18 protein-coding genes are annotated in these 22626 nt (G+C 41.4%); 3 read left to right on the top strand and 15 right to left on the bottom strand.

Annotated elements, in window-relative coordinates; translation table 11 throughout:
- Positions 1 to 62: 62 nt before the first annotated feature.
- The 3 genes from UYC_RS36660 to UYC_RS39955 form a co-directional block, all read right to left on the bottom strand.
- Positions 63 to 179: a photosystem II reaction center protein I gene (locus UYC_RS36660; protein WP_071588449.1), complete on the bottom strand. Its 117-nt coding sequence runs from the start codon at positions 177 to 179 to the stop codon at positions 63 to 65.
- Positions 180 to 784: 605 nt separating this feature from the next.
- Positions 785 to 1504 carry an acyltransferase gene (locus UYC_RS0119050; RefSeq protein ID WP_016875724.1) on the bottom strand — a complete coding sequence of 240 codons (720 nt, stop codon included), beginning with the start codon at positions 1502 to 1504 and terminating at the stop codon, positions 785 to 787.
- A gap of 728 nt (positions 1505 to 2232) precedes the next feature.
- Positions 2233 to 2355, bottom strand: coding sequence for a hypothetical protein (locus UYC_RS39955; RefSeq protein ID WP_016879613.1), 123 nt, complete (start codon positions 2353 to 2355; stop codon positions 2233 to 2235).
- A gap of 1154 nt (positions 2356 to 3509) precedes the next feature.
- On the opposite strand from UYC_RS39955, the gene glgP reads away from it, so the two are divergent.
- On the top strand, positions 3510 to 6140 hold the full coding sequence (gene glgP, locus UYC_RS0119045) for an alpha-glucan family phosphorylase (protein ID WP_016875725.1): 2631 nt from the start codon (positions 3510 to 3512) through the stop codon (positions 6138 to 6140).
- 72 nt (positions 6141 to 6212) lie between these two features.
- Here the strand turns inward: glgP and UYC_RS0119040 are convergent, their stop codons facing one another.
- The 11 genes from UYC_RS0119040 to pstB form a co-directional block, all read right to left on the bottom strand.
- Positions 6213 to 6941, bottom strand: coding sequence for a DUF429 domain-containing protein (locus tag UYC_RS0119040; protein ID WP_016875726.1), 729 nt, complete (start codon positions 6939 to 6941; stop codon positions 6213 to 6215).
- Between the two features lie 322 nt (positions 6942 to 7263).
- Entirely contained in the window at positions 7264 to 7452 is a 189-nt protein-coding gene (gene rpsU / locus UYC_RS0119035) for a 30S ribosomal protein S21 (RefSeq protein ID WP_016875727.1), read from the bottom strand.
- Between the two features lie 145 nt (positions 7453 to 7597).
- Positions 7598 to 7903 carry an RNA recognition motif domain-containing protein gene (locus UYC_RS0119030; protein WP_016875728.1) on the bottom strand — a complete coding sequence of 102 codons (306 nt, stop codon included), beginning with the start codon at positions 7901 to 7903 and terminating at the stop codon, positions 7598 to 7600.
- Between the two features lie 376 nt (positions 7904 to 8279).
- Positions 8280 to 9275 carry an L-lactate dehydrogenase gene (locus UYC_RS0119025; protein ID WP_016875729.1) on the bottom strand — a complete coding sequence of 332 codons (996 nt, stop codon included), beginning with the start codon at positions 9273 to 9275 and terminating at the stop codon, positions 8280 to 8282.
- A gap of 158 nt (positions 9276 to 9433) precedes the next feature.
- Entirely contained in the window at positions 9434 to 10534 is a 1101-nt protein-coding gene (locus tag UYC_RS0119020; RefSeq protein ID WP_016875730.1) for an AI-2E family transporter, read from the bottom strand.
- A gap of 17 nt (positions 10535 to 10551) precedes the next feature.
- Positions 10552 to 11289 carry a molybdopterin-dependent oxidoreductase gene (locus UYC_RS0119015; RefSeq protein WP_016875731.1) on the bottom strand — a complete coding sequence of 246 codons (738 nt, stop codon included), beginning with the start codon at positions 11287 to 11289 and terminating at the stop codon, positions 10552 to 10554.
- Entirely contained in the window at positions 11255 to 11854 is a 600-nt protein-coding gene (locus UYC_RS0119010) for a cytochrome b/b6 domain-containing protein (RefSeq protein ID WP_016875732.1), read from the bottom strand. The genes UYC_RS0119015 and UYC_RS0119010 overlap by 35 nt, the downstream gene beginning before the upstream one ends.
- 299 nt (positions 11855 to 12153) lie before the next feature.
- Entirely contained in the window at positions 12154 to 15099 is a 2946-nt protein-coding gene (pgmB, locus tag UYC_RS0119005; protein WP_016875733.1) for a beta-phosphoglucomutase, read from the bottom strand.
- Between the two features lie 176 nt (positions 15100 to 15275).
- Positions 15276 to 17687, bottom strand: coding sequence for a sucrose synthase (locus UYC_RS0119000; protein WP_016875734.1), 2412 nt, complete (start codon positions 17685 to 17687; stop codon positions 15276 to 15278).
- Positions 17688 to 18107: 420 nt separating this feature from the next.
- Entirely contained in the window at positions 18108 to 18527 is a 420-nt protein-coding gene (locus UYC_RS0118995) for a response regulator (protein WP_016875735.1), read from the bottom strand.
- Between the two features lie 370 nt (positions 18528 to 18897).
- Positions 18898 to 19677 (bottom strand): phosphate ABC transporter ATP-binding protein PstB, encoded by a 780-nt coding sequence (gene pstB / locus UYC_RS0118990; protein WP_016875736.1) that lies wholly within the window; start codon positions 19675 to 19677, stop codon positions 18898 to 18900.
- 917 nt (positions 19678 to 20594) lie between these two features.
- Here pstB and UYC_RS0118985 point away from each other — a divergent pair.
- Complete coding sequence (locus UYC_RS0118985; protein WP_016875737.1) at positions 20595 to 21605, top strand: PstS family phosphate ABC transporter substrate-binding protein; 1011 nt, start codon at positions 20595 to 20597, stop codon at positions 21603 to 21605.
- Positions 21606 to 21668: 63 nt separating this feature from the next.
- On the opposite strand, the gene UYC_RS39525 is transcribed toward UYC_RS0118985, so the two are convergent.
- The gene (locus tag UYC_RS39525) at positions 21669 to 21839 is read right to left on the bottom strand and encodes a hypothetical protein (RefSeq protein ID WP_235082983.1); all 171 of its coding nucleotides are present in this window, start codon (positions 21837 to 21839) and stop codon (positions 21669 to 21671) included.
- On the opposite strand from UYC_RS39525, the gene pstC reads away from it, so the two are divergent.
- Complete coding sequence (pstC, locus tag UYC_RS0118980; protein ID WP_392407362.1) at positions 21811 to 22626, top strand: phosphate ABC transporter permease subunit PstC; 816 nt, start codon at positions 21811 to 21813, stop codon at positions 22624 to 22626. The genes UYC_RS39525 and pstC overlap by 29 nt on opposite strands.

Below are 22626 nucleotides of genomic sequence, written 5' to 3'. Positions count from 1 at the left end.
GCCGCCCCAAAGGCGTCTAGTCTGTTCTGCCTTTAGGCAGCTCTGGATAACTTGTCTCGATATTACTCTAAGTCCCGACGACCGGGGTTGCGAGCCGGATCGTTTGACAAAAATCCAAAAATAAACAGAGTCAGGAAGAAGGCAACAACAATATAAACGACGATTTTTAAAGTCAGCATGAAAGATAACTCCTTCGGGTATGAAAAACTTCCGAGTCTGCTATGCAGATCAAGATAGCTACTTTATCTTACCCAAATCTCATTCTCTTTTTGGAGAAGACTGGTGTAAGTCAGGAGATAAACTTCACAGCTGAAGTTAGGCACTCACCACTCACCCAGGTTATCTCACTTGAGAATAGGGGCTAGGAGTGAGGAAAGAGAAGTTTTCATCAATTTATTGTGAGATTAATCACACAGGCTTCTGCCTTACAGATGCACGTGATTTTCTCAGTTGTAAACTGGTGGCTATTCTGACGTTTGCCTAGATTAGATGTTTCCAACTTCAATATAAAAGTATGTTTTTGACATCAAATAACTGATTGGATCAGTGTTAAAACTATTATAGTAACTAAAATTACAAGATATATTTGAATTTGTACTAATAAGATTTTTGATGACTTGAGGGAGAAAACAGAAAATATATACATTTCTCGTTGCCAGGCTCAACCTGGCAACAATAGTTGTAACTTGTGCCAAATGTGAACAAAAGACACAAGACAGATGAAAATCTCTTGATAGAAGTTTGGCTTGCTGAATCCATCACAAGCAAGAGAGATACTCCTACTCTAAAACTTAGTCAATTTCATTTCTGATTCTCTAGGGTTAATCAGTTGCTTGCTAACTCGTTTTCTAACTACTTTTGCAGGCACCCCCACAGCAATAGAGAAGGGAGGAATATCTTTGGTAACAACTGCTCCTGCACCAATGACACTACCCTCACCGATAGTGACTCCATCTAGTACTGTTACCCCATGCCCCAGCCAACAATCATCTCCTATAACAATTCCCTGGCGAGTTATACCTTGATCTGCTATGTATTTTAACGGGTCTGCAAAGTTATGATTATTGGCAAATATTCCTGAATGGGACGCAATTAAACAGCGTTTTCCTATTTTGATGTTTCCTGGGCCAGTAATAGAAACACCAGGGCCGATAAAAGTATCTTGAGCAATTTCTATGGATGTATTGTCTAAACAACCAATATCAACATTTCTCTCGATAGCAACTCCTTTTTCCAAGCAAACTCTATTATTTTCATGCCCTCTCGCATTTATACGAACACCTTTGAAAATATGTACACCATTGCCAATCTCAATACAATCAGTACCGAGAAATTCAACTCCATTTTGGATATAGACTGAAACGCCTATTTCGGCAAAAATAAAACGGTATAGCAAGTTTCGCAGCTTCGGCCCAAAGACAATAGTTGGAATTGCTCCTAGCAAACTAATTAATAAAACTTCTTTGAAACGCTGCCATTTATCAAAAAATTGTTGTTGATTCATCTAATCTACTCTCCACTTTTTGGCTTAAGGCGTATTTTTAACTTGAAAACCACTAAAAATGCAGGTATTTATCAGGCATTGAACTTCTGATGAGGAATAAACAAAATTACAAATCTTGTTGCTTTTTTGTAATTTTGAAAGCTGAGAAAAGTGCTAATAAATACCCGTTCTAGTGCATCTAAGGCTAATTCTATTTGCTTCTACTTAATATTAAGTAGGTTAATGCAGGAAGTTTATAGGTAAAACTGGTAATAGATAACAGTGAAATAGATATTTACTTTTCTAATTACCAATATTAGCTTCCATGAACTTGGTACTAAAAGTTTTTGTTAGCAATAGAATTGTGCAAAATGATATGAAAGCGAAAAACGTAAAGAGCAGAGCTTATCTTTAATTTAGAGAGAATTTTCAGCCTATATCAGCGTTTATAAGCTATGACCATCAGATTAGTAAAGCACAGAATAGATGGTAAGAGTAGGCTTTGGTAATTTCTCAAGCAAAAAGATAAAGATTTACATTCAACGCTGATACAGCTAGTACGGAATATCTGCCTGTAAAACCATTTTCTGCAAGGCAGCTTTAATCCTCTCGATATTTACTTAGACAAGCAAAAATTCTATCTTAGCTACATATGTCGAAGTTTTTCTTACCAAAATGAGGCTCTCCGCCTTTTATCCAAAAAATGTAGTTGTTGAATTTTTAATATTTCTGCTCACGTACAACAAAAATTAGGGTGGAGTTTCTCCAACTTCGGCCATCACATTCAACTTAACCGTAAAAAGGTAAGCGCTTCCTCGATTTATGTGACGGCTTTCTTGCAGCCAGTTTTTGTAATATGCTGCTTTAGTCATGATGTACGTAGATTACTACAGACAAACCAAATTGCTTTTTTGCTTATATAGATGTTTTTTTGAAATAGTTATGCTTACGTATAGCATAAATTATTTTATCGTTCCAGAATAAAAAGATTCATTTAAATATATTAGGTATTTTATTAAGTTAAGATAAAGATGGTATTTAAGTTAGTAAAGCCTAACTCAAAGCTAATTTACCTAGTTGAGCAATTGCGTGTAAATTTAAATACTTAATTTCCTCAACATCTTTAGAAATTTCAGAGAAATTAACATAAGATATTTATCTGTATTAACTCTATTAAACTTTCTTAGTACATTGAATCTGTACAGACATCCTCCTTGGGTGTTAATTAAAAAAGAAGTACTTGGATAGCAACTGTCGTCAAGATTTTTCAGTAACCGAGAGTTAAAACTAGTAGATAAAGTTCCTTGGAGTTGATAATAATTATTTATTGCAATAGTAAAGTTCAATTAGTAAGGCTTTAGAGATTTTGATACGAAAAGTATATTAGAGCCTGAAGCGCTCCTGGGGAAATACCTAGTTTAAGTAGAAGTGCTTCAGAGATAACAGTGAAATGTTGCATAAATAAAACAAAATCATATTACTTCCTACTAGAGATAGATTCTTGTTGCGTTTAACTTCACTACACGTAAATTAAAGTTCTAGTCCAGTAAGGAAAGCTATTTATGCCCCAAGAAAGTCAACAAACTATCAATCACCTCTTTGATGGACAGATGAAATTATCATCGCTACGATGAATCGGGATGTTCTAGCCCTGTAGGTGTTTACAAGCGTGCTCCGAGTCAGAATCTACCATTTTGGCTCAAAGTAATTCTGAGTGGATTGGCTGTAATTATCCTTGCGCTCTGGAGAGAAAAGAGATTGCTAATACTGAATTTAGGGCTTTTAGGATGGCAATGACTGAATTACTCTAATCTAACTAGCCATTATCAACTGCTATCACCGCAAGGCATCTATTTATTGGCAATCATACTTATTTGCTTACTATTAGCGATCGCAAGAAAAATGAGAATAGTTTGCAAAGCTTAACAATGTTAAGGGTAGTTTGCAAACACAGTATAAAAAATTGGCAACATTAACAAAAGAAAGACAACAATAGCGATAGCTAGACTTGGAGCTCTGCTTGCCTATGCAGCCAATTCGCACATTCAACGTCTCTCCTGCATTGCCTCCGCGATTAGAACCGCTGCGGAAGCTAGCATACAACTTACATTGGGATTGGAACGTTGAGACTAAAGATCTATTTCGCCGCTTAGATCCCGATCTATGGGAATCTAGCCATCACAATCCTGTTCTCATGCTAGGAACTATCAGCCAAATCCGGTTGACGGAAGTAGTAGAAGATGAAGGCTTCCTAGCACAAATGGATCGTGCCGCTTTGCAGCTAGAAGACTATCTCAAAGAGCGCACTTGGTATCAGAAAACAAGGTACAAGGGATCGGGGACTAGGGATAAGGGACAAGGTGGACAAGGGATAAATTCTTCCTTGTCTTCTCCCGATCCCCGATCTCCAGAGTGCTATGCCTATTTTTCCGCTGAATTTGGACTTGTAGATTGTTTACCGATTTATTCTGGAGGTTTGGGAGTACTGGCGGGCGATCACCTGAAATCGGCTAGCGACTTAGGATTGCCTTTGGTGGGAGTGGGCTTGCTGTACCAACAAGGCTACTTTGCTCAGTATCTCAATGCCGATGGCTGGCAGCAGGAACGCTATCCGATTAACGACTTTTACAATATGCCCATACAACTGGAGCGCAATCCTGATGGTTCAGAACTGCGGATTGCGGTAGATTATCCAGGACGCACCGTGTACGCTAGAGTTTGGCGCGTACAGGTTGGCAGGGTGCCGCTATATATGCTCGATACCAACATCGAACCCAACAATCCCTACGACCACGACATTACAGATCAGCTGTACGGTGGGGATATCGATATGCGTATCCACCAAGAAATGATGTTGGGTATTGGTGGTGTGCGGATGTTGAAAGCACTGGGGTATAACGTCACTGCCTATCACATGAATGAAGGACACGCGGCGTTCTCAGCTTTAGAACGCATCCGCATTCTGATTCAGGAACAAGGGATTAGTTATGACGAAGCTAAACAGGTGGTAGCTTCCACAAATATCTTTACCACCCATACACCAGTACCGGCGGGGATTGACTTGTTTCCTCCAGACAAGGTTTTGCACTACTTAGGTCACTATGCAGATGTATTTGGTCTAAACAAAGACCAATTTTTGGCTCTAGGGCGAGAGAATACTGGTGATTTATCTGGGCCTTTTAGTATGGCAGTGTTGGCACTGAAGATGGCTACATTTTCTAATGGTGTAGCACAACTGCACGGTACAGTGTCGCGGCAGATGTTTAAAGGGTTGTGGAAAGGTTTACCAGTAGAGGAAGTACCAATTAATGCTATAACTAATGGTGTTCATGCCCGCAGTTGTGTTGCTAAATCTACTCAGGAATTATATGATCGCTACTTAGGCCCCAATTGGTCATCCGCACCAACCGATCACCCATTGTGGGATCGCATGGATGCTATTCCTGATGAGGAGTTATGGCGAAATCATGAACGCTGTCGCTTAGATATGGTTTTGTATGTGCGGGAGCGTCTTGTTAAACATTTGTATGATCGCGGTGCTTCTCCTAGCGAAATTGCCCAAGCACAAGAAGTCCTCGATCCTTATGTTTTAACTATTGGTTTTGCTCGTCGCTTTGCTACTTACAAACGCGCTACCTTGTGGATGCGGGATTTAGAACGCATCAGGCGGCTGTTGTTGGGTAACAAACACCGTAAAGTGCAATTTGTTATTGCTGGAAAAGCTCACCCCAGAGATATTCCTGGTAAGGAGCTAATCCGCGACATTAATCATTTCATTCGTGAACAAGGCTTGGAAAAGCAGGTTGTGTTCGTTCCCAATTACGACATATATATCTCCCGGCTGATGGTAGCGGGTTGTGATGTGTGGTTAAATACACCGCGTCGCCCCCGTGAAGCTTCGGGTACCAGCGGGATGAAAGCAGCAATGAATGGATTGCCGAATTTAAGCGTATTAGATGGCTGGTGGGATGAAGCAGATTACGTCCGCACTGGCTGGGCGATCGGACATGGCGAGATTTACGACGATCCTAATTATCAGGATCAAGTCGAAGCAAATGCTTTGTATGACTTATTAGAAAAAGAAGTTGTACCGTTGTTCTACGATCGCGATGCTGATGGCTTGCCCAGACACTGGATTGACAAAATGAAAGATGCAATCCGCTTAAATTGCCCGTACTTTAATACGGCGCGGATGGTGGGAGAATATGCACAGCGAGCATATTTCCCGGCAAGCGATCGCAACTCCACCTTGACAGGAAATAATTACGCTCCTGCCAAAGAATTAGCAGCTTGGAAAGCGAAACTCTATGAACACTGGTACGATATCAAAATTAAAGATGTTGATGTATCCTCAGGTACAGACATTAAAGTTAACCAAACTGTTGTTGTTAAAGCCAAGCTTGACTTAGCAACTCTCACGAACAATGATGTACAGGTAGAACTCTACCAAGGTGCTATCGATGCCAATGGTGAGATTGTCAATGGCGTGCCTGTAGTCATGGAATACCAGGGAGAGGATGCACAAGGCTTAAGTGTTTACACTGCTAATGTTCTGTATACTACGTCTGGTTTGCAAGGCTTATCTTTGCGTGTATTACCCAAACACAAATACCTTTCTAGTCCTTATGAACCAAGGTTGATTGTGTGGGCGCAGTGAACAGTGAACAGTGAACAGTTATCAGTTATTTGTGATAACTGATAACTGGTAACTGATAACTGATATCCCCAGTCACTTTCTTTGCGGAATGACAATGTAGCCTGTAGTGCGATCGCCCAGCACCAGGTTACGTTCTTCTCCCCAATACCACCAGTGGGCAGCGACATAAGCGCAGATGAGGCTATCAAGTTTATCTTCGGCAGCTTTAAGTGCTGCACCAGTGGAAGGTAAAAGAGTCAATTCTTGATGCTTACAAAAGCATAGGCTTGGCTCTAGAAAGGGTAGAGTCTGTGTTATGTAATTTTGGAGTTTTAGAAGTTCTAAACGGCGCTCGGCGAGGCGTCCTTTTTTATATTTAAGAATCTTTTCTAAGCCGAACAGATGCACTATTGCTGGGTGGGGAAAAACTTCGATTTGATATCTGCCAAATTTTTGCGGTTCGATAGTGGGTGCATGATCAAAACCCCTAGATTCTAGTTCTAAGCCAAATTTAACCGTGCGTTCTGCAAAAGGTAAGTTAAGGTTAGCTGGATAGCATCCAGCGTGATATTTTCCAAAATACTTGTGAGTAAGTTTGTCCGGTAGGCGACTTCCGGTAGCGTTGGGGATGATGGTAGGTGCGTCTACAGCGATAATGGCACTTTCTTCTGGCTGTACGCAGCGATCAATCCAAGTCAGAATGTCTGCTATTTTTTCTTGGCGATCGATTTCAAGTATATGTAGTTGATCATCTTTCCACTGCAAGCAAGACAGCCCACTTGGTTGCGATTTCCAGCCTAGATCAATGCCCAAAAATTTCATTTTTGTCTATTTACACAGCAAAACAACTTTTGGCAGTGTAATACCATTATCGAAATTGGCGATCGCTCAAATACAGATCCCCGACTTCTTTGAGAAGTCGGGGATCTAAATAAAATTTTGACAAAAAACCGATCGCCCCTCTCTACACAACAAGCGATCGCATTCCTACTGAATCAAAAATCAAATATTTAGTTTTAAATTTTATAGTTGTTGAACTTGCCAGAAGCCTAGCCCTAATTTACTGACAGTTTGTTTGGCTTCTGGAGTTACAGTGATATCTGTTCAGAAAACAATTAAATCATTAGAGCGAAGACTGTAGGCTTTAACTATGGAAACCTCTCTTACGCTGTTTTTGCTTGGCAACTGCTTTGCGCTTGCGTTTTTCCAGGGGTGTTTCAAAGTGACGATTCTTCCTCATATCGGGGAAGATCCCTGCCTTGGAAACTTGCCGCTTAAATCGACGTAAGGCTGACTCAATCCCTTCATTCTCACCTACGATGATTTGAGTCATTCTCTCTCCTTCTACTAAATGGAATTAATTTAGATTTAGTGGCTATTATTTCATGATAATGAGCAATTCAGGTACCTAGAGTTAAAAAAAGGCAGACTCTTTGTCTGCCTTTAAGACCTTAGAGTAAGATGATTTGTCTTAAGGCTTAGTAACGTCGAGAGTAGCCACCGCCACCACCACCACGTCTGCCACCACCAGAACCTCCGTCTGTCTTCGGTCTGGCTTTATTCACTTTCAAGCTGCGACCCATCCATTCTGCGCTATCTAGAGCATCAATGGCTGCGGCTTCTTCGGCTTCTGTTTCCATTTCTACAAACGCAAAACCTCTCATGCGACCAGTTTCCCGATCAATCGGTACTTGAACGTTTTTGACAGAGCCATATTCTGAAAAAACACGCTTGAGGTCGTCTTCTCTAACCTCATAAGATAGGTTACCGACATAAATTGACATAGAATATCTCCAGAATCAGCGGGTGTAGAGATTTAGATCCGGAGAGGTCTGTAATACAAGTCTTGTGAAAAACAAACAGCACAACCGAATTTAATCTTCCAACAAAAGGCTAACATAAATTTGGAATTTGTATTGTTAAGAAGTGCGATCGCTTTTCATAAATATGCACTTAGCAGGGTGATTACTCGCCACTGCTACGTTAATCATACGCTGAGTCACGACAGCTACCTTTTCCACCCAAAGATTACCGTTTAGCCAGCAGAGGAACTTCAAGGGCACCAGGAGCAGGGGAGAAGAAATTACATCGGTAACCTTAACATCGAGAAGGGAGTAGTTTGATATACGCGATCGGTGCATCTATCCAAAAATCACAAAATCAAAGTTTCAGCTTCTTGATCGTTTGCTGTAAAACTTGGCTAGAGTGTTGTAACTGCTGTAACTCGGCTTGAGTGAGCGAGAGATTTAAAACTCTGGTAACTCCCTGACGATTTACTACGCAAGGCAAGCTCAAACAAACATTTTGAATTTCATGAATATTTTGGATCAGAGTGCTAACAGTTAAAACTCGGTTTTGATTGCGTAAAATAGCTTGCACAATCTGAGCTACACCCAAACCGATCGCATAGGAGGTAGCTCCCTTACGTTGAATAATTTCATAGGCGGCATTTTTAACTTGGGCAAAAATGTCCTGTAGGAGCGGATTGATATCTTTGCCTTCTGCTTCCACATCCAAAAGATTCATACCCGCTATATTCACCTTACTCCAAACAGGAACTTCACTGTCACCGTGTTCGCCGATCACGTAGGCGTGTAGACTACGGGGATCTAACTCTAATTTTTGTGCTAGCAAATACCGGAAACGCGCGGTATCCAACACCGTACCCGAACCAATCACGCTAGAACTAGGTAATCCAGAAAGTTTAAGAGCAACATAGGTCATAATGTCCACTGGATTGGTAACAATCAGCAAAACCGCTTTTGGACAACACTTGACTACTTCCGGGATTAAGCCTTTAAAAACTTCTACATTTCTGTTTACCAAATCTAAACGGGTTTCTCCCGGTTTTTGCTTTGCGCCCGCAGTAATAATGACAATATCCGCATCTTCACCATCTGCCAAAGTTCCTGCACGCACCAGTGTTGGTTCTACAAAGGGTAGTCCGTGCAGCAAGTCCATAACTTCCCCTTCTAGCTTGTGCTGATTCACATCGACTATAACCATTTCATCAAAGATATTTTGGATCAGCATCGAGTAAGCACAAGCCATTCCCACTTGCCCTGCACCTACAATCACACCTTTGCGGGGGCGGCGAACAATGGGTGAAGTGGATTCCCCCTCAGATGAAGTTGTAAATAAGTTTTCAAACAACATATTTGCTCTGGGTGGTTAGTACAGTATCGCTAATCATGTTAACGGTAAGTAGAAGGCAGAAGTCAGTAGGCAGATGGCAGAGGGGAATGAGGATAAGGGGAAAGAACTTGAATCACCATTCTCCTTGTCCTCTTCTGTTCCCCCAACCCTATTCCCTCTTAATGCAAACTAGACTCATTTGCTAACATTTCTGGTAATTCTTCACTCTCAATCTGGTTGCTAGTATTTGCAGATGTTGTAACAAAACCATCTGTTGCATCTTTAATAAAACCAGCTACAGGTACGGCAATAAGTAACCCTAACACTCCACCCAGATAAGTTCCTACAAGTAAAGAAACTATCACCCATATTGGTCTAATCCCTGTAAAACTACCTAAAAGTCGGGGTGCGATCGCTTGGTCTATTAACTGATCAATAATTACAGCTACCACTAAAACTTTGACTGCTAACCAAAAGTTATGGAAAGCAATAATCAGAGTGATGATAGCCAGGCTGACAACATCACCAAAGGGAATTAAGCTTAAGATGCCAATACCCAAACCAAAGAGTAAACCAAATCGGACGTTCAGAACTAAAAACATCACAGTTTGTGAAACACCCATCAACAAAGCCAGACTCACTTGCCCGATTAAGTAATTTTGGAAATTTTGTTGAAGAGATTGCTGGATTTTCTGAGTAAAACCTAAAGGTAGCTTCTTAAATATTCCTTCCCAAATTCTTTCACCATCTATTAAGAGATAAACAGTCAACACTACTGTAATTAAAGCTTCAGAAATACCATCAATTGTATCTACAACTATACTAAAAAGCTTATCTCCTATTTGTTCTGCTTCATTCGGTAACTGGTTTATTAATTGAGAAAATATCTGTCTGAGATTAATATTAAATTTGTTACCAAAAACGCGATCGCTAAAAATTTGGAGATTTTGCTCGCTAGAATCAATCCATTGGGGAAATACTTTAGTCATTTCACTAAACTGCTGTAAAGCAATAGGCACCAAGGTAATCCCCAAGGCGGCTAAAATCACTACAGTTGAGATTAAAACTAATGCAATCGCATAATTGCGTTTAATTCCCCGTTGCTGGAGAAGCGAAACTGGATAATTCAAAATGAATGCTAGCAAACAAGCCAAGACAAGAATTGTTACTAGGGGTTGAAAATATCGGAAAACTCGAAATGCTAGCCAAATATTGAGAAAAATTAAAGGAAATAACAGCGTCAAAATTAACCATTGCAACAGTTTATTTAAAGAAGGCATAATTTGAAATTAGTAATTTAAAGCCCAGCAAACCATTCGTATCCTTGATCCTCCCAGTAGCCTTTGCGTGGCAACAAATGACTAACTAGCGTAATCCGAGTCACCCATTTACTCTGCTTGTAACCAAGTTTAATTGGAGCAGCCAAGCGTAAAGGCGCACCATTGTCAGGTGGCAAAGGTTCACCGTTTTTTTGATAAGCTAGTAAAGTTTGAGGATGCATGGCTGAAGCAATATCCCAACTTGAATAGTAGCCATCGGCTGATTGAAAGTAAGCATATTTAACATTTTCTTGCGGCTGGGCAAGGGCAACAATATCCCGTAGACGTATACCTCCCCATTGCACGATCGCTGCCCAACCTTCTACGCAAACATGACGAATAATCATTGATGTCAAAGGCAAAGACTGAATCTCTACCATACTGAGGCTCAGGGGATGATTCACTTCACCGTCAACAATCAAACGATACTTGGCTGGATCGATAATAGGAGTGCCTCTAAAGCTATTGACGATTAAAGCCTGTGGTTGAATTTCACTCTGGCTGAACTCAGGAACAGGCTTTTGCGATTTAAATATTAAAGCTTCAAACTTCTGATTAAGCGGTTCAGAAAGTTTGCCCACAACATCTTCTAATATGGGCGCACCACAGCCACCAAGCAAAAAACTCAGGCTAGACAATCCAGAAATTTGTAAAAATTGACGGCGTGTAAATTGAGAACCATTACCAAAACATCGAATCTGTAAGTTCGGAACCACCAGCTTTACTTCCCAACCACCAATGAACCATAACAAAGATAATAAATAACGGTACTGAAGAAAAGTGAACAATTCTTAGCTGTTGCCAACCACCAAACAGATCCACTATCCAAGGAAATTGGGCTGGCTTATACATTCCAATTCCTGTAAATAACGCCAGTAGTAGGATTGGAATAATGCTTGTATAGGCTATACGATGCCAAGCATAAATCAGCCGTTTCGGATTTTGGCTTTTTTGTAATGCCTTGATATCATTGCTACCCACAAACCGATGTCGCCAGCGACGGGTAATTAAAATGTACAAACCATACCAGACAAGATTGAGCGAGAATAGCCACATCGCTGCAAAATGCCAGTGCCTACCTCCTGCCAACCAACCACCCAAGGTAAATAAAGGGGGAATGTGCCAACCCGATCTGCCACCAAACACAGGATTGGCGTTGTAAATTTGTAGTCCACTGGTGAGCATGATAAACAGGCTAATGATATTGAGCCAGTGAAAAATTTTAGCTCCTATGGCTTGAGTTGGTAACTTCCGAGGTTTAGAGGGAAGAGTCAAAGTCATGATTTGAAGAAAGGCAGAAGGGATAGATTGATGACTAAGGGGTAGGGACTAGGAATTTGCCCTACGATTGAGAGAGCCAGAGGCTCTAGTTCTCGTTACCAGGTTCAACCTGGTAACGAGAGTTTCGAGGCTATGCCTCCAGGCTGTTTTGGTAGGAGTCTTGAACCCAGTTTGGCGGTAGACGCAAGACGGATAGCAGAACTATTATCTCAGCTAGCGAAGCATGATTCTCCGTATCCCCGTATCCCCCCGTCCCCGTGTCCTCTTCCCGATCCCTAATACCCGATCCCCGATCCCCTTTATACTCTCGCTTTTTGCTGTTGTGCAGCCGCATCGTTCAATTTTGCCCGTAGTTTTGTCCAGTCTGTATCTGCGAGGTTTGGTAGAATAACGTGAGCCTCTCCCACTCGCGAAGCAGGGCCAAGTCCTACCGTCCACATTCCAGCCGCTAAAGCAGCTTCTATGCCTGCTTCTGCGTCTTCTACCACCACGCATTGCGCTGGCTCCAGCCCTAGCTGGTTGGCTGCATACAAAAATAAATCGGGAGCAGGTTTGGGACGCTGCACGCTGTAACCGTCAGCGATCGCATCTATACGATTAGCAATGCCTAGTTTTTCAACAACGGGACGAGCATTTTTGCTGGCGGAACCAAGGGCGATTTTGATCCCGGCTTGGCGCAATTCATCGAGTAAGGTAAGTACGCCAGGCAACAAATCTTTGGGCGAGATGTTTTGAATTGAATCTACATAATATTGGTTTTTGCGATCCATCATCTCTTGGAGTTTTTCTTCCGGATAGTGTTTGTCTCCCACTATCCTTAACAGTGACTCTCGACGAGACACTCCCCGCAATCCTTCGTTAGCTTCTCGATTAAAGAGCAAACCTTCTTCATCTGCGAGTTTTTGCCAAGCAAGATAGTGATATTCAGCAGTATCTGTTAATACTCCATCTAAATCGAAAATGAATCCCCGAATGTTTGGGGATTCGGAAGAAGAAGCGGGTAAAGAAATCTCCATGTCTGCGTGTCTCCGTGTCTCCATATCCTCTTGTGGACGCAAATCGAACGCGTGCCACTTCCCTCGCCAAAGAAAATTGAACTTTAGACGCCTCCAACCATGAGGTAGGTGGGGATGAGCTACGGGTTCGTCGTTTCCGATTTGAATTCCGCCAAAACCCAAAACTACAGCTTGCCAAACACCACCAGCACTAGCGCCATGAATGCCATCAGCAGCATTACCACGAACATCTTCTAGATCAACTAATGCTGCCTGCATAAATCTTTCATAAGCCTCTGCGGTTTTGCCCAAGTCTGAGGCTAAAATAGCATGAATTGCCGGGCCTAGAGATGAACCATAGGAAATATCAGTGCGGGGTGCGTAGTAATCCCAGTTTTTTTCTAAGGTTTTTTGGCTGTAGGGAAACTCCTGGGATTGCCGCATCAGATACAGCAGCATTAACACATCTGGTTGCTTGAGTACCTGCCGCTTGTTGCCTTCTTCGATTCCCAAGATAGCTTGCATGGACTTGGTACGCGGTTCGTATTCTTCTAGATTTATATCTTGTAGTTGGAAAAATCCCTCAAACTGCTCAATCAATCCGGTAGATTCGTCGTAGGGAATCCAAATATTAGCAATAATATCGTTCCAACGCGATCGCCTTCCCGAACTCAAATTTAATTTTTGATCGAGTTCATTCAGTTTTTCAGGAAAGTTATTGCCCAACCAATCGTAAATATAAAGTGCTTTTTCGAGGTGCCATTGTACCATCCGGTTAGTAAAGGCGTTGTTGTGGACAAATTCGTGATATTCATCCGCACCAATTACCTCACGAATTTCGTAGCGTTCGTATTTGGTGTTGTATTCAACCCGGCTACTCCAGAAGATGGCGGTGTCTAAAATTATCTCAGCCCCGCAGTCCCGCATCCACTCATCATCACCAGTTGCTTGCCAATAAAACCATGTAGCGTAAGCAACATCAGCACTAATATGAATTTCGCGATCGCGGCACCAAATCCGAATGTCTTCACCATAAAAATCGTTTGGAGGCAACCACCGGGGTGTGACTTCATCGCCAGTTTCCGCACTTTCCCACGCATACATTGCTCCTTTATACCCGTAATGCACTGCCTTGCGCCGCGCTCCTGGGAGGGTATGATAGCGGTAAGTTAGCATATTGCGTGCTAATTCGGGTTGAGTATAGATAAAGAAAGGAAGTATAAAAATTTCTGTATCCCAGAATATATGACCGCGATAGCCAAATCCAGAAAGGGTTTTTGCTGGAATGCTGACTCTGTCATTATTGCGGGGAGCGCAAATTAATAATTGAAATAGGTTGTAGCGAACAGCTAATTGAGCTGTGACATCTCCCTCAATGACAATATCGCTTTTTTGCCAAACTTCATCCCAGGCTTGAACATGAGCATCAAGTAGACTGGAGTATTCTGGTAATTGAGCAAGTTTTTCACAAGCTACTTCAACTGGATTTTCACATTCGAGCGAAGTAAAAACTGTAACTAGTTTCTCTACAGTCACAGTTTGTCCTGGAGAAGCCAAAAAAGATGCAGTTAAAGTTGGATAACCTGGTGGATTGGTGACTTGCAGGGAGGCTTCGGCTCCTGATAATTTGATGCCAGTTGCCATGCCCAGTTGAATGCGGGAGGAACGAGTGCGGAGATTTAACCAAACTCCATGTTCTGTCTTACCCTGATCCAGTAATTCCCAGTGGTTGAATCCTTGGTTTTCGGGGTAACCATTAATACTTGCTTGAACTTCGATCGCACTCTCGCTATCTACTGGTGTGACTTGGCAGCGCAATCCAAGAACGTGTTGATCGGCAATGCTTGCAAAGCGCTCAAAAACAATGTCAATTGTTATACCACTAGGACTGCGCCAACGCACTTTACGGCTGAGAACACCTCGCTGCACGTCTAACTGCCGCTCGTAACTTAAGATTTCACCTCGCTCCAGGCGGAAGCGATCGCCATCTACAATGACTACAAGTGGTAACCAATCTGGACAGTTAGCGAGTTCAGTGTAGACAATCGGAACTTCATCGTAGACACCGTGGATCAAGGTAGCTGGCAATGCACGAGAATAGCCTTCCTCAAAGCTGCCCCGTGTTCCCAGGTAACCGTTACCAATTGTAAAAGTTGTTTCGCGAGAGTTAAACCGCTCTGGAGCGAGGTGAGTTTCACTTACAGTCCAGTCTGTATACGTTAAATGCTGGGAATGGGCTTTTATATCCATCGTCACTGCTGTTGGTAAAAATAGACAGGGGATTGGGGATTCTCCTGACGGAGACGCTACGCGTAGACGCGCAAGCGGCTTCTCGTAGAGTACGGGGATTGGGTACTGGGTACTAGGGATGGGGATTGGGGAAGTTTTTCTCCTCTGCTCCCCTGCTTTTTCCTAGTCCCTAGTCCCTATCGCTGCATATGCTGTTCCAAGATTTTTTCTGCTCTAGGTTTAAAGAGTAGATGGTATAAAGTTTCTACATAGCGAAGCAGAGGTTCTTGGTTTTCCTGGGTAACAAAGTCCCAGAATCGATAGATTTTAGAAAGTAATAATAACTGCTTGCTGTGTACTTGCCAGTTATACCTGTTATGAACTCGCTGGATAACTCTTTCGGAGATTTCGTACCAGTGTTCGGGATTGATGTTGCACTGGTTAATGAAATTCAAAATTCTCTTTGCTGTTCCTTCTAAGTCTGTAGGATTGAGATGAAATTCATCTTCTTCACCTTCAATCAATTCTGCCGCGCCACCAAATTCAGTGACAAAGCTTGGTAAACCAGAACTCATAGCTTCGAGAATGGTTCTTCCAAAAGGTTCAAACAAAGCAAAATGTACATATATACCTTGACGATCTGCGATCGCTCGATAAAGTTCCCCTAATTCTGGACTCTTGAGGCGCATTCCAATCCAGCGGACGCGACCGTGAAGATTATACTGATTAATGATGTTATGAATTCTTTCAATTTCTTCTACTTCTTCTGGCTTTGTGGCTCCAGCAGCATTTAACTTGTTGGTAACAAGAATCAAATTGCAATGCTGTTGCAATGCCTCACTTTTACCAAAGCATTCTGCTAAACCAGAAATGTTTTTGACCGAGGTAATGTAAGATACAGCACAGATTGGTCGCTTGTTGGGATCGTCAAGATGACCGAGAATTTGCGGTTGTTCGCTGCTAAAAAGTAGCTCGTTGATTTTGGTGCGGATATTCTCATCACGCTTTTCTTTTTCGGTGTAAGAAAAGAAGATGTTCTCGTCTACCCCTGGCGGTACCAAATTGAATTTGGGACTAAACAAATTAATCCCATCAACCACATGATACAACTGGGGCATAGTAAAACATTTATACGACTCATACTGACCGAGAGCGTCGGGTGTGCCGACAATTTCGTGGTAAGATGAGGTGATAATAAAATCAGCCGCATTCATGTTGATCAAATCGGCTGTGAATTGGGCGCTAAAGTGGTATTGCTCTTCTAAGTCTTGCCAGTAGAGGTTACTGAATAAATGCTTGGGCTTTTCTAAGGAGTGAGCAATATTGCACAGAGTAACTTGCAGCCGTTGTGTGAGCATAAAGGCAACTAAATTACCATCGCTGTAGTTACCAATAATTAAATCTGGGCGTCCTTCTAATTGTGCCAACAGTTCTGGTTCGGCATCAATGGCAAATGTTTCTAGGTAAGGCCAAATCTCGTATCTAGAAATCCAATTCTGGGTAACTTTGGGATTAAACTCCCGGAAGGGAACGCGCAAGATCCAACTGTTTTCAGTTCCCTCAAGTTTTTCTAAACGTAGATCGCAATGAGTGCCTTCGCAGTTAGGAATCAGGCGGGTAAGAATCAGAACTTGGGGTTGAATACCCAGTAGATCCAAGCCGGCAAGCTGAATATCTTGCCGCAGTTGATTTTCTAAACTGCGAGCTTGTTCTAAAACATAAGCTACTTGCCCCATTGTCTCAGATCTTCCCAGCACATCTTCTTGAGAGATCCAGCCGTGAATAGAAACCAGAACTACACGAAAAACTGCCGGAACACGAGAAACAAAAGCTTCTAGGATAGCAGGTTCGGGAGCATCAAGAAGTCGATCGAATAGTTCTAGGGTTTCGCATACTCGCGATGCAGTGTTACCCCAACCCGGCTCCAAACCTAGTGCTTGTAAATCTTTGCGGAAATTTACGTAGGGTTCTTCTGGAGGTAGCTTTCTAATTAATTTGATAGCTTGCTTAATGTGTCTGCATAATTGAGTACCGGAGCGAATGCGATCGCTAGTCAGTAGTGGTGTGCCATTGTAATTTAGCCTGCATAATGCTTCATACAATACCTCAAACCAATACTGGCGGTTAATTACAACTTGAGAGCACAAATACCGATTGAGGAAAGCTAAACCTTGCCCAATTTTTCTCGGATCGTCAATGGAGGGAAAAGCTCGGTAAAAAGGGCCAAAATCTACATTGAGAATTTCGCTTTGGTAGCGGTTGACAAAGCGATCGCGTGCATCGAGCAATGCCTGTGGAGCCATCTGCTCAAAGCTACTCATGTTTTCTGACAATCGCCACACTTCTTGAGAAGCAATTCTTGGTCGTAACAAAAACCATGCACTGTCATCTTCCAAAAGAATTTCATGGGTATAGTGAATTAGCTTACCCAAAGAGGAAGAGTGGAAAAAGTAGGCAGGCTTTTGGGATTGGTGGCAGTACTCAGCAAAAGCGTGCAAAATCTCATTCCTGAGGAAGTAACGCTTACCTAAGGCGTTCAACTCTGATATTAAATGACGTAGAGCGGTTTTCTCATCGCTGTTTAAGACAGTCTGAACCAGTTCATGCATGGCAATTTCCTGGACTTTAGCTAGCCTACCACCTCATTTTTTATCCTCGACAACTTACACTGTAGGGGCGGAAGGGTTTAGGAAGGCATGGGTGTCAGGGAGAGCCGCACCAATTAATTAGGCTGTTCTGTCTTTATCCCTACATTCCTACACTTCTATTTTCTTATGCCCGTCTCGTAGCCAGTTCTTTTGAGAGTCAGGGACTTAGTGACCTATCTAAAGGTTCTAAAAGAGGTGCTTTAATATTTTTACGTTAGCGTATTGCTGTGGACAATGGATGCACCGCCAGATGTATTAACGAAAGACGGCGATAAAGCCCATTTCAGGTGCACTATGGGGTGAATCTCCGCTCGTCGTTATTAAGGGCGGGTTTATTTAGATATTTCGCTGTTTGTTTTGCTCACAAAAGCTTCTGCATTCTTAGTCATATGCAGCTGGACTAAGCGTGAATGATTTTTGCAAAGCCAGGTTTGCAACAAGTTTCACCAAATCATCAGGATTAAATGGTTTCACCATATATGTAGAGAATCCTCCATTCAGGGCTAGTTTCTCCTGTGCTGCCAATGCTGTTAAAGCGATCGCTGGAATTTGCCCTTCCTGTTGTTTAAGACTTCTGACTTTGCGAATGAACGAACACCCATCCTCAATTGGCATAGCGATATCGCTAATTAATATATCTGGTTTCCACAGCCGGATTACCCGAAAAGCTTCAGTTGTTGATACTGTTGAACTCACTTGTGCATTGTGTTGTTCAAAGATGAACCTGATTAACTCAAGAGTATCAGCATCATCATCTACCACCAACAACCGCAAGTTGTTTAGGACTTGTAGAATGTCCATATGACTAAAAGCCTTTTAGCTATTTCACTGATGGGTATCGCCGCAGTCAGATTTGTGAACATCACTGATCGAATCCAATTCAATCGCATCAGATAATCTTTTCAACGTCTCCTCTAGTTCCGCTTAATATTTTTGATTGAATCAGACAAGGATAGCTGGCGCTGATGAGAGCATTAGCAGTAATTATGGCTGATTTCACTCCAATTTTTCGCTTTTTTGCGTTTATATGTTAAATTTAATTCGTCCAGTCTACATTTATTATTAATTTAGCAGAATTATCTAAGTTTAAGTTCACAAGTTAAACTCCTACAGGCAATTGCTCATCACACACTTGATGAAAACCTTCTTTTTACCAGCCTAAGCACCCCAACTAACTAAAACGTCCAGAAACATAATCACGAGTGCGCTCATCAACAGCATTGTTAAAGATTTGAGCAGTTGCTCCAAATTCAATTAAGCGCCCAATACGATTTTCATCAGTGCCAAAGAAAGCTGTGAAATCAGAAACACGAGCAGCTTGCTGGGTGTTGCGAGTCACAATAGCAATTGTTAACTCTCCACGCAAATTACGAATTAATTCCTCGATTTTGATAGTTGCAATCGGATCAAGTCCTGAACAAGGTTCATCCATTAATAATACTTTTGGCTTAACTGCTAGTGCACGAGCAATGCACAGCCGCTGTTGCTGTCCACTCGAAAGTCCGAAAGCAGATTTATGCAATTTATCTTTGACTTCATCCCACAAACCAGCTGCTTTGATAGCAGATTCAACGATTTCATCTAATTCTTGTTTGGGACGCCATCCTATTATTTTTACACCATATGCGACATTATCATAAATACTCATTGGAAAAAGATTTGGTCTCGGCAACACCATTCCAATTTGACGACGTAACCGATTTAGGTTAACACGACGGCTATAAATATTCTGAGAGAAAAATTCTACCCTGCCTTCAACTTTTATTTCCTCTTCTAATTCATTCATTCGATTTAAAGCTTTAATAAAAGTAGACTTACCGCATCCGCTAGGGCCAATTATTGCAGTTATTTGGTTCTGGTAAATATCCATTGAGATTGCTTCCAAAACTTTTGTCTTGCCATAGTAAAAGCTGAGGTTTTTAACTTTAATCGCAGTAATTAGTTTATTCATATTTTTAATATTAAAGTAATATTAATTTATCTTTATAAATCTAACATTTAAATTACTTTTTAATACCTAATAATTTTGACTTTAAATAAAATCTTTATGCATAGCTATGCCTAAATAAAGACGAACAAAATTATTAGCTTTGTTTTGGGTTTGCTATCATTTTTACAAAATATCACCCACATGATAAGCAAAATTATACCAATATCGGCATCTTACATGGATATGAAAAGTTTATATGTTTACTTTTTATGAAATGATTTTAAAAGATTTATAAACTGACTAACGATTTTATTTATTCTATGGCTAGTTAAATAATTAACATTACATTTCTCGTAGGTAATTAAGGCAACATCAAGAAACTAAAAACACATTTTCTCAACTTCTTGAGCAGATGATTGAAAAACTATTCTCTGCTGAATAGAAGGCGCGCGCTAGTTACTACAGTGGACTTATGTTGTGTAATAGTGAAGTAATTTGTCCAACAGTTTCTGAAATTTGGAATTGGTAAGTTTATTGCTTAAAAAGATTGGCAATTTAAGGCAATCTGTAAAAAGGAAACGATTTAGAAAATTAAACTATTTATCTTGATTATATTGAGGTCACGCAGAGGCGCAGAGCCGCGGAGAATAAGAGTTTTTAATGCCTGATTTTTAAATTTCATACCTCAATTCAGCAACACCAAAAACCAGTATAGAGGTAAAAGTAGCTTCAAATAACCACAATCTAGTATCTTAACCGATCAGCTTAAATATTTCATAATAAACGTTTTAACCTTAGATTAACCTTGGCTTAACTTATTTGCATCATTTTTTTACCAATACTCTACCTTATATTTATCATCCTTTAACCTAGTAAAACTATTCTGCATTAGGAGTAATCAAATAGAAATTTAACATTCTAAAGTGAGGAGTATCCCTGTGAAAACAATCAACTTGAAGTTTAACAGCTTGACTGTACTAGGTGTGATTTCACTGGTAGCAGCTACTTTTAGTGTATCAGTGCCTGCGGTTTACTCCCAAAGCCAAGCGACAATTAACATTGATGGTTCCAGCACAGTATTTCCCATCACCGAAGCCGTAGCAGAAGAGTTTCAAAAGGCACAGAAAGGAAAAGTTCGAGTTACTGTTGGTGTCTCCGGCACTGGTGGTGGCTTTAAGAAGTTCTGCCGTGGAGAAACTGACATTTCCAATGCTTCCCGCCCCATTCTTGCAAAGGAAATCGAAGCTTGCAAAGCAGCTGGTATTCGTTATATTGAATTGCCAGTAGCTTATGATGCTTTGACTGTAGTTGTTAACCCTCAAAACACTTGGGCTAAGAATCTAACAGTTGCAGAATTAAAGAAGGTTTGGGAACCAGCAGCACAAAGCAAAGTAAACAATTGGAGCCAAGTTCGCCAAGGTTTTCCCAATGCACCTTTAAAACTATTTGGCCCTGGTACAAACTCCGGAACCTTTGATTATTTTACTGAAGCCGTTGTAGGCAAGTCAAAATCTAGTCGCGGTGATTTCACTGCTAGTGAAGATGATAACGTCTTGGTACAGGGTGTAAGCCGTGATAAAAATGCCCTTGGCTACTTTGGTTATGCCTACTATGAAGAAAATAAAGATAAACTGAAGGCAGTAGCAGTTAACGGTGTATTGCCATCAGAAACTACAGTGAAAAATGGCACTTATAATCCTCTGTCTCGCCCCATATTTATTTATGTGAGTTCCAAGAGCATGGAGAAGCCAGAGGTGAAACAGTTTGTTCAATATTACTTGCAGAATGCAGGTAAATTTGCAACAGAGGTAAAATATGTTGCTTTGCCACCTTCGGCATACAACACAGCCTTAAACCACTTCAATAATAAGAGGTTTGGTACAGTATTTGGTGGTAAAGAGGCTGTTGGATTGAAAATTGAAGAACTACTAAGTCGTGAAGCACAATAGTCAACTTAGTTCTCCAATCAAAATTTAAAAATAATACAAGGGAGGTGTTGCACCTCTCTTTGTCTATTCAGAAATAGCGATCGCCAAGCCCAGCATGACTGTTGCCAAAAAAACTCTACTCTTTTCCAAACCCTCTTCTAAGGTAATGCGTGATTTGCGAGAACGAGCAGTTGAGAGTGTCTTGTTTCTTGCAGCATTGACTTCTGTGGCGACTACAATTGCAATTCTCGCCATCTTGCTTTACGAATCCATACTTTTTTTTCGGCAAGTACCCTTGTGGAAGTTTATTACAGATACCCAATGGACACCTTTATTTGACGATAAACACTACGGAATTTTGCCACTCATTTCGGGAACTTTGGTAACTACCGTCGTGGCATTGTTAGTTGCAGTGCCTACAGGAACAATCGCCGCCATTTATCTGAGTGAATTCGCACCTGTTGTGGTACGAGAAGTAGTTAAGCCAGCTTTAGAGTTACTGGCAGGCATTCCAACTGTGGTGTACGGTTACTTTGCACTGTTGTTCGTCACACCTTTATTACAAATATTTCTGCCTGATTTACCTGGTTTTAATATGTTGAGCGCAGGGATAATCATAGGCATTATGATTATTCCTTATGTTAGTTCGCTCAGTGAAGATGCGATGCGTGCAGTTCCCAGTTATCTGCGCGAGGGTTCCTATGCAACAGGGGCGACTCGCTTGCAAACTGCTTTAAGAGTAGTGCTACCAGCATCAATTTCTGGCATATCGGCGGCTTACATTTTAGCGATTTCTCGCGCTGTCGGTGAAACAATGGTAGTAGCGATCGCTGCTGGTGGGCAACCAAATTTAACTTGGAACCCCATGGAACCCGCCCAGACAATGACAGCCTATATTGTATCTGTAAGTCTTGGTGACTTACCCCATGGCAGTTTGGAGTACGAAACTATATTTGCAGTCGGACTAACCTTACTGCTGATTACTTTAAGCTTTAACATCATTGGTCATTTTCTCACCAAGCGCTATCGAGAAATTTATTGA

It is taken from the genome of Chlorogloeopsis fritschii PCC 6912, from assembly GCF_000317285.1.
Taxonomy (GTDB): Bacteria; Cyanobacteriota; Cyanobacteriia; order Cyanobacteriales; family Nostocaceae; genus Chlorogloeopsis; species Chlorogloeopsis fritschii.
This window is presented reverse-complemented; position numbering and strand designations above follow the sequence as displayed.